General features: G+C 61.5%; 16 protein-coding genes. 13 read left to right on the top strand and 3 right to left on the bottom strand.

All coding sequences use genetic code 11. The features are described from left to right. The first annotated feature begins 120 nt into the window (after window positions 1–120). Both VFB05_RS25555 and VFB05_RS25550 read left to right on the top strand, forming a co-directional pair. The gene (locus tag VFB05_RS25555) at window positions 121–483 is read left to right on the top strand and encodes a cytochrome c (RefSeq protein WP_325017565.1); all 363 of its coding nucleotides are present in this window, start codon (window positions 121–123) and stop codon (window positions 481–483) included. A 13-nt stretch (window positions 484–496) separates the two neighbouring features. Then, the gene (locus VFB05_RS25550; protein WP_325017563.1) at window positions 497–781 is read left to right on the top strand and encodes a hypothetical protein; all 285 of its coding nucleotides are present in this window, start codon (window positions 497–499) and stop codon (window positions 779–781) included. Between the two features lie 419 nt (window positions 782–1,200). Here VFB05_RS25550 and secA read toward each other — a convergent pair whose 3' ends face one another. Next, complete coding sequence (gene secA, locus VFB05_RS25545; protein WP_325017561.1) at window positions 1,201–4,029, bottom strand: preprotein translocase subunit SecA; 2,829 nt, start codon at window positions 4,027–4,029, stop codon at window positions 1,201–1,203. Between the two features lie 519 nt (window positions 4,030–4,548). Between secA and VFB05_RS25540 the strand changes: the two genes are divergently transcribed. From VFB05_RS25540 to mutT, 6 genes are all read left to right on the top strand, one after another. Continuing rightward, complete coding sequence (locus VFB05_RS25540) at window positions 4,549–5,451, top strand: peptidylprolyl isomerase (RefSeq protein ID WP_325017559.1); 903 nt, start codon at window positions 4,549–4,551, stop codon at window positions 5,449–5,451. Window positions 5,452–5,619: 168 nt separating this feature from the next. Then, on the top strand, window positions 5,620–6,876 hold the full coding sequence (argJ, locus tag VFB05_RS25535) for a bifunctional glutamate N-acetyltransferase/amino-acid acetyltransferase ArgJ (protein WP_325017557.1): 1,257 nt from the start codon (window positions 5,620–5,622) through the stop codon (window positions 6,874–6,876). Window positions 6,877–7,133: 257 nt separating this feature from the next. Continuing rightward, window positions 7,134–8,585 (top strand): TadE/TadG family type IV pilus assembly protein, encoded by a 1,452-nt coding sequence (locus tag VFB05_RS25530; protein ID WP_325017609.1) that lies wholly within the window; start codon window positions 7,134–7,136, stop codon window positions 8,583–8,585. A gap of 12 nt (window positions 8,586–8,597) precedes the next feature. After that, window positions 8,598–9,188: a TadE/TadG family type IV pilus assembly protein gene (locus tag VFB05_RS25525; RefSeq protein WP_325017555.1), complete on the top strand. Its 591-nt coding sequence runs from the start codon at window positions 8,598–8,600 to the stop codon at window positions 9,186–9,188. Window positions 9,189–9,200: 12 nt separating this feature from the next. Further along, window positions 9,201–9,926, top strand: coding sequence for a TadE/TadG family type IV pilus assembly protein (locus VFB05_RS25520; RefSeq protein ID WP_325017553.1), 726 nt, complete (start codon window positions 9,201–9,203; stop codon window positions 9,924–9,926). Between the two features lie 238 nt (window positions 9,927–10,164). After that, window positions 10,165–10,575: an 8-oxo-dGTP diphosphatase MutT gene (gene mutT / locus VFB05_RS25515; RefSeq protein WP_325017551.1), complete on the top strand. Its 411-nt coding sequence runs from the start codon at window positions 10,165–10,167 to the stop codon at window positions 10,573–10,575. Between the two features lie 84 nt (window positions 10,576–10,659). On the opposite strand, the gene VFB05_RS25510 is transcribed toward mutT, so the two are convergent. Further along, entirely contained in the window at window positions 10,660–11,526 is an 867-nt protein-coding gene (locus tag VFB05_RS25510) for a methyltransferase domain-containing protein (protein ID WP_325017549.1), read from the bottom strand. Window positions 11,527–11,634: 108 nt separating this feature from the next. Between VFB05_RS25510 and VFB05_RS25505 the strand changes: the two genes are divergently transcribed. Together VFB05_RS25505 and VFB05_RS25500 are read left to right on the top strand one after the other, a co-directional pair. Next, window positions 11,635–11,835, top strand: coding sequence for a hypothetical protein (locus tag VFB05_RS25505; RefSeq protein ID WP_325017547.1), 201 nt, complete (start codon window positions 11,635–11,637; stop codon window positions 11,833–11,835). Between the two features lie 82 nt (window positions 11,836–11,917). After that, complete coding sequence (locus tag VFB05_RS25500; RefSeq protein WP_325017545.1) at window positions 11,918–12,388, top strand: GcrA family cell cycle regulator; 471 nt, start codon at window positions 11,918–11,920, stop codon at window positions 12,386–12,388. Window positions 12,389–12,394: 6 nt separating this feature from the next. On the opposite strand, the gene VFB05_RS25495 is transcribed toward VFB05_RS25500, so the two are convergent. Then, window positions 12,395–12,673, bottom strand: coding sequence for a hypothetical protein (locus VFB05_RS25495; RefSeq protein ID WP_325017543.1), 279 nt, complete (start codon window positions 12,671–12,673; stop codon window positions 12,395–12,397). Between the two features lie 128 nt (window positions 12,674–12,801). Between VFB05_RS25495 and VFB05_RS25490 the strand changes: the two genes are divergently transcribed. The 3 genes from VFB05_RS25490 (at window position 12,802) to VFB05_RS25480 (ending at window position 14,966) form a co-directional block, all read left to right on the top strand. Then, window positions 12,802–13,608 carry a ComF family protein gene (locus VFB05_RS25490; RefSeq protein ID WP_325017541.1) on the top strand — a complete coding sequence of 269 codons (807 nt, stop codon included), beginning with the start codon at window positions 12,802–12,804 and terminating at the stop codon, window positions 13,606–13,608. Between the two features lie 210 nt (window positions 13,609–13,818). Beyond that, complete coding sequence (grxC, locus tag VFB05_RS25485) at window positions 13,819–14,094, top strand: glutaredoxin 3 (RefSeq protein ID WP_325017539.1); 276 nt, start codon at window positions 13,819–13,821, stop codon at window positions 14,092–14,094. Continuing rightward, on the top strand, window positions 14,091–14,966 hold the full coding sequence (locus VFB05_RS25480) for a carbon-nitrogen hydrolase family protein (RefSeq protein ID WP_325017537.1): 876 nt from the start codon (window positions 14,091–14,093) through the stop codon (window positions 14,964–14,966). The genes grxC and VFB05_RS25480 overlap by 4 nt, the downstream gene beginning before the upstream one ends. Window positions 14,967–15,024: the final 58 nt, after the last annotated feature.

The following is a 15,024-nucleotide window of genomic DNA, read 5'->3' as shown; positions in this document are numbered from 1 at the left end:
TCAAATCCGAAACTCCACTAGAGACTCATATTTGCTAGTGGTCCTGTGATTCTAACATTCGCAAACGGACCGCTGAGAAGGGATGCGAATGTTAGAATCGGACCACTAGGGGGACAGGCTATGAAACAGTCCAGCCTCACGCTCGTGGCTTTGGTGCTGGCGATCGGATCGGCGTCGGCGCAACAGGCAGCGCAGCCCTCCGGCAATGCCGAGCACGGCAAGACGCTCTACCGCGAGACCGGGTGCTATCAATGCCATGGCCTCGCGGGCCAGGGAGCGATCATGACCGGCCCGCGCGTCTCGCGCACCGAATTGCCGCTCGACGCCTTCGTCAATCAGTTGCGGCATCCGGCCAACCAGATGCCGCCCTATGAGGCCGCGATCGTTTCCGATCGCGACGCCGCCGATATCTATGCTTATCTGAAGCAGATGCCGGTGCCGCCGGACGCGAACAGCATCCCGCTGCTCAAGGTGGCGCGCTGAAGGCTTAGCTCCAATGCCTGCACCCAGACATCTCATTGTTGAAGGATCGAGCTCGAGCGTCGATAACGGCGGCGCCGGAACGACGTCGTATCACACACTCTACCTTCCTCACGCGATCCAGGAGACCGACCAAAAATGCTTCGCTACGAATGGCGCTCACCTGCCCGACATGATTGCGCGGCAATCGCTGGTGATCGAAGCATTCCAGGACGGTCCGAACATTCTATTTGTCCAGGCAGGACAGAATGACCTGGTTTCGACGGATGCCTCGGCGTGGCTAGACGCCTTTTCAGCCTAACTTGCCAAATTCAGGGAGGCTATCGCAGCGTCCAGCAAGCTGGTTCAATTGGGGATCTGCACTCACAATCCGCGTAATGACGCTACGTTCAATGCCAATAGGGCAATTGCTGATCCGGCACTGCGACTTTTCCCAAGTCAGGGGAAATGCGACTTCATTGTTGATTGGGCGGCTGATCCTGTCTGGGGACCCGACTCGGCTGCGGCAAATCCGGCTCTGTATCCTGACGGAACGCATCCGTCGCAGGCTGGTCAAAACAACATGGAGGCGAGGTTCTTTCGCCCCGCTCTGAATTCCCTCTTTCTTCCATCGAGCTAAGAAGACGGCAAACCGGCTTCGATGACGAAGCTAGGGCACAAGCCAAGCGCGGCCGCTAACGCTCGCGGAGGCTCCTCATCGATACGCGAAGAGAGCCTTCCTCAGGCGTACTTGCCGTGGCAGTGCTTGTACTTCTTGCCTGAGCCGCAGGGACAATCCTCGTTGCGGCCGACCTTGCCCCACGTCGCCTGGTTCTTCGGGTCGCGGTCGGCGGCCGCCGTCGGCACCAGCGAGGCGTTGGCGAACTGATCTTCGCCGGTATTGGGATCGAACTTGTGCGCTTCCATCGCCGGCAGCGGCTGCGGCGGCTGCGCGGGCGGCACGATCTCGACGCGCATCAACTGCGCCGTCACGGCCTCGCGCAGGTGCGCGATCATGGTCTCGAACAGGTTGAACGCTTCGGACTTGTATTCCTGCAACGGATCGCGCTGGCCGTAACCGCGGAGGCCGATCACCTGGCGCAGGTGATCGAGCATGATCAGGTGCTCGCGCCAGAGGTGATCGAGCGTCTGAAGCAGGATCGTCTTCTCGACGTAGCGCATCACGTCGGCGCCCCACTGCGCCACCTTGGCGGCCATGTGCTCGTCGACGCGATTTTCGATCCGGGTCAGCAGCTCTTCGTCGGCGATGCCCTCTTCCTTGGCCCACTCGTCGACCGGCAGGTCGATGTCGAGCACGCGCTTGAGCTCTTCCTTGAGGCCGGCGACGTCCCACTGCTCGGCATAGACATGCTCGGGCACATGCTTGGTCACGACGTCCTCGACAAAGGCGCGGCGCATGTCGGCTACCGTCTCGGCGACGCTTTCGTCTTTCATGAGATCGACGCGCTGATCGAAGATCACCTTGCGCTGATCGTTCTGGACGTTGTCGAACTTCAGAAGGTTCTTGCGGATGTCGAAGTTGCGGGCTTCGACCTTCTGCTGGGCCTTTTCCAGCGCCTTGTTGATCCAGGGGTGGATGATGGCCTCGCCTTCCTTGAGGCCGAGCCGCGTGAGCATGCTGTCGAGCCGGTCGGACCCGAAGATGCGCATCAGGTCATCTTCCAGCGACAGGAAGAATTTGGAGCGGCCAGGATCGCCCTGACGGCCGGAGCGGCCGCGAAGCTGGTTGTCGATGCGCCGCGATTCATGCCGTTCGGAGCCGATGATGTAGAGGCCGCCCGGCTTGGTCACGGTCTTGGCCGGCTTCGATCCCTTCGCCGGCTCGATCTCGATGGTTTCCTCGGCTTTGAGCACGATCTCACGGAAACGTTCGACGTCGGCCTTGATCCCCTCGATCCTGGCGTTGCGCTCGGCCTCGTCGGCAATCCCCGCGGTCTCGTGCTGGATGCGCATGTCGAGCGAGCCGCCGAGCTTGATGTCGGTGCCGCGGCCGGCCATGTTGGTGGCGATCGTGATCGCGCCCGGCACGCCGGCTTCCGCCACGATATACGCTTCCTGTTCGTGGAAGCGCGCGTTCAAGACCGCAAACAGTTTGGCCTGCTTGCCGGCGCGGGCAGCGGCGTAAAGCTTGTCCATCGCCTTCTCATTGCCGAAGTCGATCTGCTTGTAGCCGTGCTTCTTGAGATATTCGGCCAATACTTCCGACTTTTCGATCGAGGCGGTGCCGACCAGCACCGGCTGCAGCCGCGCATTCGCGCGCTCGATCTCGGAGAGGATGGCGGCGTATTTTTCATTCTGGGTGCGGTAGACCTCGTCGTCTTCGTCGAGGCGCGCCACCGGCAGGTTGGTCGGGATTTCGACCACGTCGAGTTTGTAGATGTCGAACAACTCGTCGGCTTCGGTTGCCGCGGTGCCGGTCATGCCCGACAGCTTTTCATACATCCTGAAGTAATTCTGGAAGGTGATCGAGGCCAGCGTCTGGTTCTCCGGCTGGACCGGCTGATGCTCCTTGGCTTCCAGGGCCTGGTGCAGGCCTTCCGAATAGCGACGACCGGGCATCATGCGGCCGGTGAACTCGTCGATGATCACGACCTCGCCGTCGCGGACGATGTAGTCCTTGTCGCGGGTGAACAGCGTGTGGGCGCGCAGGGCCTGGTTGATGTGATGAACGACCGAGACGTTCTCGACATCGTAAAGGGATTCGCCCTTGAGCTGGCCGGCATCGCGCAGCAGGACTTCGATCTTCTCCATGCCGCCTTCGGTCAGCGTCACGGTGCGCTGCTTCTCGTCGACCTCGTAGTCGGCCTTCTCCAGCTTGGGAAAGAAGGTGTCGATGGTGTTGTAGAAATCCGAGCGGTCGTCGAGCGGGCCCGAGATGATCAGCGGCGTGCGCGCCTCGTCGATCAGGATCGAGTCGACTTCGTCGACGATGGCGTAGAAATGCCCGCGCTGGACCATGTCCTCCAGGCGGTACTTCATGTTGTCGCGCAGATAGTCGAAGCCGTATTCGTTGTTGGTGCCGTAGGTGATGTCGCAGGCGTAGGCTTCCTTGCGTTCGGCATCGTCGAGGCCGTGGACGATGACGCCCGTGGTCAGGCCGAGGAAGGAATAGATCTGACCCATCCAGGAGGAGTCACGGCGGGCGAGGTAGTCGTTGACGGTGACGACATGGACGCCCTTGCCGGCGAGTGCGTTGAGATAGACCGCAAGCGTCGCCACCAGCGTCTTGCCTTCGCCGGTTTTCATTTCAGCGATATCGCCCTCGTGCAGGACCATGCCGCCGATCAGCTGCACATCGAAATGCCGCTGGCCGAGCGTGCGCTTGGCAGCCTCGCGGACGGTGGCGAAAGCGGGAACCAGAATGTCGTCGAGCGTCTTGCCGTCTGCGAGTTCCTTGCGGAATTCCGCCGTGCGCGCTTTCAGCGCCTCATCGGACAGCGCAGCGACCTCGCTCTCCAGCGCGTTGATGGCATCGACGCGGCTCTGGTACCCCTTGACCCGCCGGTCGTTTGAGGAACCGAAAAACTTGCGGGCGAGCGCGCCGATCATGCCAACTTCCTGTGCTTCGGCAGAGCTGCCGTGAGGTGGTCGGATTACCAGCCAGCCATCAACTCATCGTGACGCGCTAACGACCGGCCCTGACCGGGGTTATCCGTCGAATGAGTGGGAGTTCAGCAATCCGGGGTTCAACGGCTAAAACGCGGAAAAAAAGGCGCTATCGCCATTGACTCAGGTTCGGCAGAGATATGGCTGAGCCTAAGCCTTGTCAACGCCGCCAGAGGCCTGCGGATGCTATCCCAGGCTCGGGAGGATCAGCGTTTGGCGCCGGCGGCACACGGCCGGTCCAACGCCGTGGCGGAGCGTTGGTTAGACCCGGTTTGCCCCCGGCGAGAGGCCTGCCAGCCCGCCGGCGAGAGGCCCTGCAAAAGCAGGCCGGCCTTTCGAGGATTTCATGATTTTGACAGACTTTTCGCGTTGCCAAGGCCACGCGATTGGGCGAGTGTCGCGCCGCCTTAACGACCCCCAGGGCGCAACAGCCATTTGGCTTTGATGATATAAGGATTTTTCATGACTAGTTCGTCGTCACACGCAAACCGCGCCCGCTTTGCCGCGGCAACCGGCGCATTGGCAATTGCCCTGTTCGCGAGCCAGCCGCTGCGTGCTGAAGATAACCCCGTGCTTGCCAAGGTGAACGGCGCTGAAATCCGTCAGAGCGACGTCACCCTTGCGGAAGAAGAGCTCGGGCCCAGCCTGGCGCAGATGGACCCCGCGACCAAGAAGGAAAACGTGCTGGCGTTTCTGATCGACATGAAGATCGTCGCCAAGGCCGCGGAAGACAAGAAGATCGAGGATCGCCCCGACTTCAAGGCCCGCCTCGCTTTTACCCGCAATCGCCTTTTGATGGACAATCTGCTCGCATCCGAAGGCAAGGCGGCGACGACGGACGACGCCATGAGGAAGGTTTACGAGGAAGCCGCCAAGCAGATCGCTGGCGAGCAGGAGGTGCATGCGAGGCACATCCTGGTCGAGACCGAAGACGAGGCCAAGGCGATCAAGGCTGAGCTTGCGAAGGGCGCCGACTTTGCCGAGCTTGCCAAGTCGAAGTCGAAGGATCCCGGTGGCGCGGCCGATGGCGGCGACCTCGGCTTCTTCACCAAGGACCAGATGGTGCCCGAATTTTCCGCCGTCGCCTTCTCGCTCGAACCCGGCAAGATTTCCGATCCGGTGAAGTCGCAGTTCGGCTGGCACATCATCAAGGTCGAGGAAAAGCGTAACCGCAAGGCGCCCGATTTCGCGCAAGTGAAGCCGCAGATCGAGACCTACGTCACCCGCAAGGCGCAGGCCGAGTACGTCGCCAAGCTGCGCGAAGGTGCGAAGGTCGAGCGCATGGATCAGGCCTCCAACGCGCCGGCCGCTTCACCCGACGCCGCCAAGCCGGGGGATGCAAAGATGGCGCCTGCGAAGAAGTGACGAAGTCATCCCGGACGACGCGAAAGCGGCGATCCGGGATCTCGAGATTCCGGGTCTGGTGCTTACGCACCATCCCGGAATGACGGGGTGCAGGTGACGCACCCTCTCCCTTCCTGACAGCGAAGGTGATAGAGAGCGCTTCCCGCATTTCCCGCCGCTGGTGCTCTCATGTCCTCCATCTCCCCCCTCGCCCCCACCGATGTCCCGGATATGCCCGCCATTGCGGGCGTGCGGCTTGCGACCGCAGCCGCCGGCATCCGTTACAAGGGCCGCACCGACGTGCTGCTCGCGATCATGGACGAGGGGACGGCGGTGGCCGGCGTTTTCACGCAGTCGAAATGTCCCTCAGCGCCGGTCGAATGGTGCCGCGCCAAACTTTCACGCGGCAAATCTTCCGGGGGAGGATTCGCGCGTGCGCTGGTCGTCAATTCCGGCAACGCCAACGCCTTCACCGGCAAGACCGGCCGTCAATCCACGGCCTTGACCGCCTCGATCGCCGCGAAGGCGGTCGGCTGTCAGGCGAGAGAGATCTTCCTGGCCTCTACCGGCGTCATCGGGGAGCCGCTTGATGCCACCAAATTCGACGGCGTGCTCGCCGACCTCGCCACCAAGACGACGCCGGATGCATGGATGGAAGCGGCGCGCGCGATCATGACCACGGACACTTTTCCAAAGGTGGCCACCGCAACGGTCAAACTCGGCAAGGCCAAGGTGACGATCAACGGCATGGCCAAGGGCGCCGGCATGATCGCGCCTGACATGGCGACCATGCTGTCCTTCATCTTCACCGATGCACCGATTACGGCAAGCGCGCTGCAATCGCTGCTGAAGGCAGGCGTCCAGGACAGTTTCAACGCGGTCACTATCGATGGCGACACGTCGACATCGGATACGCTGCTCGCCTTTGCGACAGGAGCAGCCGCGCGACATGGCGCGCCGAAGATCAGCCGCGCCAGCGACCCGCGGCTGAAGGCCTTCGTCAAGGCCTTCAACGCTGTACTCGCCAATCTCGCCGAGCAGGTCGCGCGCGACGGCGAAGGCGCCCGCAAGCTCGTCGAGATCACCGTCGAAGGCGCGGTCTCCAAGACGTCAGCGCGCAGGATCGCCATGTCGATCGCAAACTCGCCGCTGGTGAAAACCGCAATTGCCGGCGAGGACGCCAATTGGGGCCGCGTGGTGATGGCGGTCGGCAAGGCGGGCGAGCCCGCCAACCGCGACAAGCTCTCGATCTCGTTCAACGGCATCCGCGTCGCAAAAAGCGGCGCGCGCGATCCCTCCTATGACGAGACCGAAGTCTCGGCTGCGATGAAGCAGCCGAAGATCGCGATCAAGGTCGCGCTCGGCCTTGGCAAGGGCCGCGACCGCGTTTTGACCTGCGATCTCACCAAGGAATATGTCGCGATCAACGGCGACTACCGGTCGTAAAAATCTCTCTTCCCGCGACAAATTACGCGAATTTTACCAGCCGCGTTTAGCGACTGTTAACGATCCGCCCTGATCGGATCGACCGATTTTCGCGCGCCTCGCGTTCACGCGGTCGGCGTAAGCATTGTTTAACGGCCGATCTTCAAAGTTCCCCGTTGCCGAGACAGCGGAGGAGGCTCTTTGCCGTCTTTTTCCGCACTCAGCCTTTGCAATACCAAGGAATTGCCCCGGGACCTATGGCGATTGGGATGAAGGTTATGCTCCGCGCTTGGTTGTATCGCTTCGCCAGAGATCACAGGGCGAACGTCGCCGTGATTTTTGCGCTCATGATGATTCCGATCATCTTTCTGCTCGGCATGACGCTCGATTTCACCCAGGCGCTGCGGAAAAAGGAGCAGTTGGACGCGGCTGCCGACGCAGCCGCCATCGCGGCCGTCAGGCCGGCCATGTTGATGCAAAGCGATACCGTGGCCGCGGCCACTGCCAACGCCATCTTCATGTCGACGGCGAACGCCCTGGCCCCCGGTCTGCAAAACGGAGCTCCGACGCCGACGATCACCGTGACGGATACCGGACTTTCTCGCACCGTCTCGGTTTCGTACACCTCCGCGGCCCTGAACAACTTTCCTAAAGTGCTGGGGAACGGCGTGAGCAAGGTAGCGTGGCCGATCAGCGGTTCTGCCACGTCGCAGGCGGCAGCCGCACCCAACATCAATTGGTATTTTCTGACGGATGACTCGCCGTCGATGGGCATCGGCGCGACCCTGACCGACATCAACAACCTCATTACGTATACCGCTCCCTCGAAACAACCGGCAACAGCGTCGCAAAATTGCGGCTTCGCCTGCCATGAAGCCAATATCGCCCACGAGGGCGGGACCCAGGACAACCTTGCGATCGCAAAGGCCAATAATGTCACCTTGCGAATCGATCTCTTGAAGAATGCCCTCACCCAGCTGTTCGTTTCATATACGGGCTGCCCGCAGACAAGCATTACGACCGGCGTCATGAATTGCATGTCGGCTCTGAACAACACCACCTACAAGGCGGCCCTCTATACCTTCGACGTCAGCCTGAACACACTGGCGACACTGACCACCCCGACACTGGCTGGAAACCAGATTGGCAACATCTCGCTGATGCAGGTCCAATACCAGAACTGTATCTACGTTGGCTGCTCTTCCACGAGCACGAGCAATCCCAACACCGACTTTGGCACAGATATCGCGGGCGCACTCTCAACTCTCAACAGCAGCCTGCCCAGCCCCGGCCTTGGCAGCAACGCGTCGGGAGATACGCCACAGGAAGTGGTGTTCATTATCACCGACGGCGTCGAGGACAAGATCGTCGCGAACGCAGGGGCTTGTCCCAACGCGAGCCTCGCCTCCCACAATCGTTGCCAGCAACCGCTCGACACGACGATGTGCACGACCATCAGGAACCGGGGCATCAAGATCGCGATCCTCTACACGGAGTACCTTCAGCTCAAGAATCTCGGCTCCAGTCAAAACATCACGGACAACTGGTACATGAGCTGGGTAGACACCTACGACGAGCCTGCTCCCGATACCGGCACGATCGCAGCAAAACTCCAGGCGTGCGCCTCACCCGGCTTCTACAAAAGCGTGGCAACCGGCGGCGATATCACGAAGGCGCTGACAGATCTGTTCATCAAGGTTGCGTCAAGTACCGCCAGCCTCACACAGTAAGAGAAGCGCGCCATGGCCCAACTGGAAACCACTGAAGGAAAAGGACACCGCAAGCGCTTCGTCGCTTTTGCCAAGGACAGCAAGGGCGCGACGGCGGTCGAGTTCGCGCTGGTTGCCACGCCGTTCCTCGCCTTGGTCGCCGCCCTCATCCAGACGTTCCTGATTTTCTTTGCGCAGGCGCTGCTCGAAAATGCCGTGCGCGCATCGGCTCGCCAAATTCTGACCGGGCAGACGCAGACAACGGATGCGAGCCTGACCCAGGCACAAGCCGTGGCAGCATTTCACCAGACTGTCTGCAACAATTCCAACGTCCTCTTCACCTGCACTAACATCATGGTCGATGTGCAGGTCGCCAGCAACTGGTCCTCGGCCAACACCGGCATGCCGACGTTCACCTACAACCCGGATGGGACTGTCAGCGCTACATCTCTTGCAAACTTGCAATTCAATCCCGGAAACGCCGGCGACATCGTTGTTGTCCGCGTGATGTATCTCTGGCCGGTTTTCTTCGGGCCGATTGCCGGCAACATAGCCAACCAGGCCAACGGCAGCCGGCTGCTCATGGCATCCGCCGCTTTCCAGAACGAGCCGGCCGCACCCTAGAGGTATCGACCTATGACAAGCCTGTCATTTCGCGTAAGGAAATTTTCGACCGACGCCGACGCCGTGGCAGCGACGGAATTCGCGATCGTGGTCCCGTTCATGTTGCTGCTCTACGTCGGCGGCGTCGAACTCGCGGACGGAATGGCGATCAACGTCAAGGTCAGCGCGACCGCACACTCCGTCGCCGATATGGTGACGCAGAACACGATGCTCAGCACGGCCTCGATGCAGAACATTCTCACCGGCGCGACATCCATCATTGCACCCTATCCCGTCTCCGGCAGCCAGCTTGGGGTGACGGTGTCCGAGATCTCCAGCGACGCCAATGGCAACATGACCGTCCAATGGAGTCAGTACTACAACGGATCAAGCTTCGCACAGGGAAGATCAAGCCTCAGCAGTTCGTCAGCAAACGGGGCAACCCCAGCCTACAACGCTTTGGCGCTGCCTACGTCGCTCAACGGAGCAGTGGGCAATGTCAACAATCCAAACGGTCAAAACGACCAGGTTTCGTTCATCGTGAGTGAAGTCACTTACGCCTATACACCCGCTCTCGGTTACACGATCAGTGGCACCGTCAATCTTCAGGACGTCTATTGGCTGTATCCGCGCTGTTCGACAGACAGCCCAACGAACTCGACCGGTCCTGCGTATTATGACGTCAAGTACGGCACGACGGCCAATCCCTCGAACAAAACGTGTACCTGTATCCAGCACTTGCAGCAGAAGGCCTGCTAGCTCTGCCAGAAGGGGCGATGGGATATAACCGCCACGTCCGTGTGAAGGCAGACGGCCGCGCCGTTGCCGATCTGGATTTGGCCAAACGGTCGCTGCAATAGCCGCGCAGGCAATTTCTCAACGTCATGCTCTGGTTCGGCGGCGCTGCTTCAGCTATGGCTGGTCGCGATCGGGGAGCCGGCCCGCACATAACGCGCCCTTCACGAAAAGCGATTGAAATTGCTCAAGCAGGCAAGACATGACCGACATCAAACTGACGCTGGTCGTGGCCTGCGCCCTCGTCGACGCCGACAAGCGCGTGCTGATCGCGCAGCGGCCGCCAGGCAAGGCGATGGCAGGTCTCTGGGAGTTTCCGGGCGGCAAGCTCGAGCCCGGCGAGCGGCCGGAAGCAACGCTCATCCGCGAGCTGCACGAAGAGATCGGCATCACCGTGAAGGAGGCGTGTCTTGCGCCACTCACGTTCGCGAGCCACGCCTATGACGATTTCCATCTCCTGATGCCGCTGTACATTTGCCGGCGCTGGGAAGGCGATGTGATCGCGCGCGAGGGCCAGAAGCTCGCCTGGGTGCTCGTCACCAAATTGCGCGACTATCCGATGCCGCCCGCCGACATTCCGCTGATCCCGCATCTGATCGATTTGTTGATGTGATGAAACTCCTCATCCTGAGGAGCGCGCCCTGCGCGCGTCTCGAAGGATGGCCGCGAGTCGGGCCTCATGGTTCGAGACGCGCTTTCAGCGCTCCTCACCATGAGGGTCGGACCTACGTTTCACCGCTTCTTCCAAGCTTGCTTTCGCCGATCCCGGTTTGAGCGGTTTTGGCTGGCTGTCATGCGGTGCCCAGCCTGAGAGCCAGATGATGTCGAAGGTCGCGCGAATGCGGCCGTCAGGATCGGCGAAGCGTTCCTGATAGATCTCCGCCATCCGCAACATCGTGGCGCGGCGGGTCAGCGCACGCCGCCGCTCGACGAGGATGTTGGTTGCGCCCATCCGCCGCAAATCACCCATCAACTTGAACGCGCTGTCGTAGCGCACGACGATGCGGTCGACGTCGGTTACGGGCAGCGCAAGACCTGCCCGCTGCAACAGGCTACCGACGTCGCGCAGATCGGCGAATGGTGCCACGCGCGGTGACACGCCGCCTTCGAGCTCAGCTTCCGCTGCGGCAAACGACTGCCGCAGCTCGGTCAGCGTATCGCCGCCGATCATCGCTGCCATTAGCAATCCATCAGGACGCAGCGCGCGGCGGATCTGCGCCAGCACGCCCGGCAAATCATTGACGAACTGGAAGGCGAGCGCGGAAACCACGAGATCGAGCGAGTGCGGTTGAAGTGGAAGCGGCTCGGATTCCCGTTCCGGCAGGTCGATCCGCGCATATTGATCGAAGCTTCCCGCGAGCGCGCTCGCGATCTGCGTGCCCGGCGCGCCGATCTCCGCCGCGCATTTGAACTCCCGCAAGACGGCCTTGAGCCGCTCGGCCATGTCCTCGGCAACGCGATCGAGCAGAAAGGTCGCAAGACCCAGCCTTTGCGCCCGCGCAAACCGGACAGGCAGCAAAGCGCGGTCAAACAGGCGGGGTGCGGCAGCTCTGTCGTAAACCATGCTGGTTGGTAGGCCTGCGATGGTGGGCTGACAAGGAGCCTCGTTCTGGTGTAAATAGACTCTTAATAGATACTTTTCAGTACCCGCGTGAGAGGCTAGCGTTTTTGCATGGCCACAGAAAAAGCCGAAACCGACCGCGTTCCAGTCACGTTGGCCCTTTCGACCATCACTTACCTCGAGAAGCTGGTCAGACAGGGAACCCACGGGACGAGCGTGCCAGGCGTTGCGAGGACCCTGATCGAGGAGGGTATTCGTCTCGCCATCAAGGACGGGCTGCTTTCGATCCGCGATAACGGCAAGACGCCCTGAGAATCGCGGCATTCGGGACGGATCGGCGACTGGGAGGCCTATGGGGGAGCCGGTGTGACGGCTCATACTTCGGGACTTTCAAATGCCTGCCAAAGAAGCGACCTGGACCACCGACCGCATCGAACTCCTCAAGAACCATTTCGCAGCCGGCCTCTCCTGCCGGGAAATCGCCAATGAAATCGGGGTCACCCGCAACGCCGTGATCGGCAAGCTTGCCCGCCTCAACCTGACCCGGGAAAAGAAGCCTGACCTGCGGCGAGTGAGCCCGAAAGCCAGCCGCCCACGCTCGGTGCCGAGGCTGCAATACCGCATCCTGCGCAGATTGTTTTCGGAAGCGCCGCCTGTGGAAGACGACCAGAGCATCCAAAGTGAGCAGCATTGCTCGCTGCTCGAGCTTAGCGAAGAGAGGTGCCGCTGGCCGATCAACAGCCCCGGCGAAGAGGATTTCTGCTTCTGCGGCAACCAGCCGCTGCACGGCCTACCCTATTGCGCCGGTCACAGCCGCCTTGCTTACCAGCCCGGATCTTCGCGGCAGCGCGCCGCGCGAGGGTGAACTGTCCTAGATGGACGCCACGCCCCAGCCCAGGAATACGCCGGTGGCCCGCCAGAACCATGTGTTGCCGTCGCGGGCCGCCTGCAGACTGAAAAATCGCTGATTCCAATAGGGATCGTGACGGAAGCGGATGTTCTCGATCCTGAAATCATCTTGCCGTCGTTTCCACTCCGTCACCCAGGCCAGATGCACCTGATCGAGTTGCCGACGAAGTTTGTGAAATTCGGTCTGCCGAAGCCTGGTGACTTCGATCTGATAGGGGCGCGGAAAGATAATCCTGAGCATGGCGATCCGGCTTTGTCGTCAGATCAAGGCAAGTCGTTCTCCTACTGAGCTAGCGACGGGCGACGGCTTCGGCAAGAGCGCTTCTTGCCGCTTGAGCCGAGGCAAGCCCGACGATAGCCTTTGGGCCCATGGACGCCGAGAATCCGTCACCCTCGATTTCCTCGCATCTCCACAGCGCGCTCGTGGCATGCAGGGGCGCGTGGTCGCACGCGGCAAAGCTCGCGCTCGACATCGCGCTGCCGACCTTGTGCGTGGCGTGCCGCGAGCCGGTCGAGGGCGAAGGCGTCTGCGCGGCTTGCTGGGCCAAGCTGTCGTTCATCGCGCCGCCGTTCTGTCCGCGACTGGGCATTCCCTTTGTCTACGATCCCGGCCCCGACATGCTTTCGATGGAGGCGATCGCGAGCCCTCCGGCCTATACGCGCGCCCGCGCGGCGGTGCGCTATGACGACGTGGCGCGGACGCTGGTGCATGCCTTGAAATACCAGGACCGCACGGATCTCGCGCCCAGCATGGGCCGCTGGATGGCGCGGGCCGGGCGGGAATTGCTCGAGGAGGCCGACGTGCTCGTTCCCGTGCCGCTGCACTGGCGGCGCGGATGGAGCCGCCGCTACAATCAATCGGGCGCGCTGGCGCGCATCATCGAACGGCAGACCGGCGTTGCTGTCGCAGCCGAGGCGCTGCGCCGGATCCGTCGCACCGAACAGCAGATCGGCCTGTCTCGACCCCAACGGGCCAGCAACGTACAGGGCGCCTTCAAGGTCGCGCCTGAACGGCAACACCTCATCGCCGGGCGCCGCGTTGTGCTGATCGACGACGTCTTGACGTCAGGCGCAACGGTGGATGCCTGTGCGCGGGCGCTCTTGCGCGCGAAGGCCGCCGCTGTCGACGTGCTGGTCTTCGCCCGGGTTGTGGATAACCACAAAACTCCCATATAATCAGCCATTCCGGTCATTAGTCCGAATCGGACCACCACTGCGGCGAATTTGAAGTTCCTATCGATATTGCGGCAAGTTCGTCATGGGAACTTCAAATTCAAGCCGCCGTGGCAAAATTCAGTTGCTAGAGCTCCTTTGATTCCGAAGTTCGCATCAGAGGTAGCCGCGATAGTTTGCGAACTTCGGAATCGGAGCTCTAGAGAGCGCGTCATGGTTGCTGCGATCGAAATCTATACCCGTCCCGGCTGCGGCTATTGCACCGCCGCCAAGCAATTGCTGACGCGCAAGAAAGCAGCGTTCACGGAGCTCAGCGTCTCGTCCGATCCGGCCTTTCGCGAGCAGATGTACGACCGCGCCGGCGCCGGTTCGACCTTCCCGCAGATTTTCATCGGCGAAACCCATGTCGGCGGCTGTAACGAGCTCTATGCACTCGATCGCGCCGGCAAACTTGACACGTTGCTCGCCGGCGAAGGGGCCAACTCATGAGCGAGGTCAGCTCCTTTACCGCCGCGATGGTGCAGATGCGCACAGGCCTCTTGCCCGAGCCGAGCCTCGAGCAGGGCATCAAGCTGATCCGGCAGGCGGCCGCTGAGGGCGCCGACTACGTGCTCACGCCGGAAGTGAGCAACATGATGCAGCTGAACCGCAAGGCGCTGTTCGAGCATCTCGCGGACGAAGCCGACGATCTTTCGCTGAAAGCCTATCGCGCGCTCGCATCAGAGCTGAAAATTCATCTGCATATCGGCTCGCTGGCGTTGCGCGCGTCGCCGGAACGCGCGGTCAACCGCTCTTTCCTGATCGGCCCGGATGGTGGCGTGATCGCGAGCTATGACAAGATCCACATGTTCGACATCGATCTACCGGGCGGCGAAAGCTATCGCGAATCCGCCAACTATCAACCTGGCGAGACTGCTGTCGTCGCCGACCTGCCATGGGGACGCATTGGGCTGACGATCTGCTACGACGTCCGCTTTCCGGCGCTCTATCGCGCGCTGGCCGAAAGCGGCGCCTCGTTCCTCACTGTGCCGTCGGCGTTCACCCGGAAGACCGGCGAAGCGCATTGGCACACGCTGCTCCGCGCCCGCGCCATCGAGAACGGTTGTTTCGTGTTCGCGGCCGCTCAAGCCGGCCTGCACGAGAACAAGCGCGAGACGTTCGGCCATTCGTTGATCATCGCGCCCTGGGGCGAGGTGCTGGCCGAAGGCGGCGTCGAGCCCGGCGTGTTCATGGCCAGGATCGATCCTTCGCTGGTTGAGACCGCGCGCAAGACCGTGCCGTCGCTGCAACATGGCCGGCGCTTTTCCGTCGCCGACCCGAAATCCGGGCCGGATTATCTGCAACTGGTGTCTCGGGTCTGACATTCGTATCTTATCGCGGCAGGCTTGTTTACGAATGTCAGACCCAAAGAGACACCAG

It is taken from the genome of Bradyrhizobium sp. (assembly GCF_035652035.1).
Classification (GTDB): domain Bacteria; phylum Pseudomonadota; class Alphaproteobacteria; order Rhizobiales; family Xanthobacteraceae; genus Bradyrhizobium.
The sequence above is the reverse complement of the archived record's forward strand: the minus strand, read 5'-3'. Positions and strand labels throughout refer to the sequence as shown.

Excerpts from the sequence above, each read along its gene's own strand:
- VFB05_RS25555 (WP_325017565.1), top strand. The coding sequence starts at position 121 with ATGAAACAGTCCAGCCTCACGCTCGTGGCTTTGGTGCTGGCGATCGGA.
- VFB05_RS25550 (WP_325017563.1), top strand. The coding sequence starts at position 497 with ATGCCTGCACCCAGACATCTCATTGTTGAAGGATCGAGCTCGAGCGTC.
- secA (WP_325017561.1), bottom strand. The coding sequence starts at position 4,029 with ATGATCGGCGCGCTCGCCCGCAAGTTTTTCGGTTCCTCAAACGACCGG.
- VFB05_RS25540 (WP_325017559.1), top strand. The coding sequence starts at position 4,549 with ATGACTAGTTCGTCGTCACACGCAAACCGCGCCCGCTTTGCCGCGGCA.
- argJ (WP_325017557.1), top strand. The coding sequence starts at position 5,620 with ATGTCCTCCATCTCCCCCCTCGCCCCCACCGATGTCCCGGATATGCCC.
- VFB05_RS25530 (WP_325017609.1), top strand. The coding sequence starts at position 7,134 with ATGCTCCGCGCTTGGTTGTATCGCTTCGCCAGAGATCACAGGGCGAAC.
- VFB05_RS25525 (WP_325017555.1), top strand. The coding sequence starts at position 8,598 with ATGGCCCAACTGGAAACCACTGAAGGAAAAGGACACCGCAAGCGCTTC.
- VFB05_RS25520 (WP_325017553.1), top strand. The coding sequence starts at position 9,201 with ATGACAAGCCTGTCATTTCGCGTAAGGAAATTTTCGACCGACGCCGAC.
- mutT (WP_325017551.1), top strand. The coding sequence starts at position 10,165 with ATGACCGACATCAAACTGACGCTGGTCGTGGCCTGCGCCCTCGTCGAC.
- VFB05_RS25510 (WP_325017549.1), bottom strand. The coding sequence starts at position 11,526 with ATGGTTTACGACAGAGCTGCCGCACCCCGCCTGTTTGACCGCGCTTTG.
- VFB05_RS25505 (WP_325017547.1), top strand. The coding sequence starts at position 11,635 with ATGGCCACAGAAAAAGCCGAAACCGACCGCGTTCCAGTCACGTTGGCC.
- VFB05_RS25500 (WP_325017545.1), top strand. The coding sequence starts at position 11,918 with ATGCCTGCCAAAGAAGCGACCTGGACCACCGACCGCATCGAACTCCTC.
- VFB05_RS25495 (WP_325017543.1), bottom strand. The coding sequence starts at position 12,673 with ATGCTCAGGATTATCTTTCCGCGCCCCTATCAGATCGAAGTCACCAGG.
- VFB05_RS25490 (WP_325017541.1), top strand. The coding sequence starts at position 12,802 with ATGGACGCCGAGAATCCGTCACCCTCGATTTCCTCGCATCTCCACAGC.
- grxC (WP_325017539.1), top strand. The coding sequence starts at position 13,819 with ATGGTTGCTGCGATCGAAATCTATACCCGTCCCGGCTGCGGCTATTGC.
- VFB05_RS25480 (WP_325017537.1), top strand. The coding sequence starts at position 14,091 with ATGAGCGAGGTCAGCTCCTTTACCGCCGCGATGGTGCAGATGCGCACA.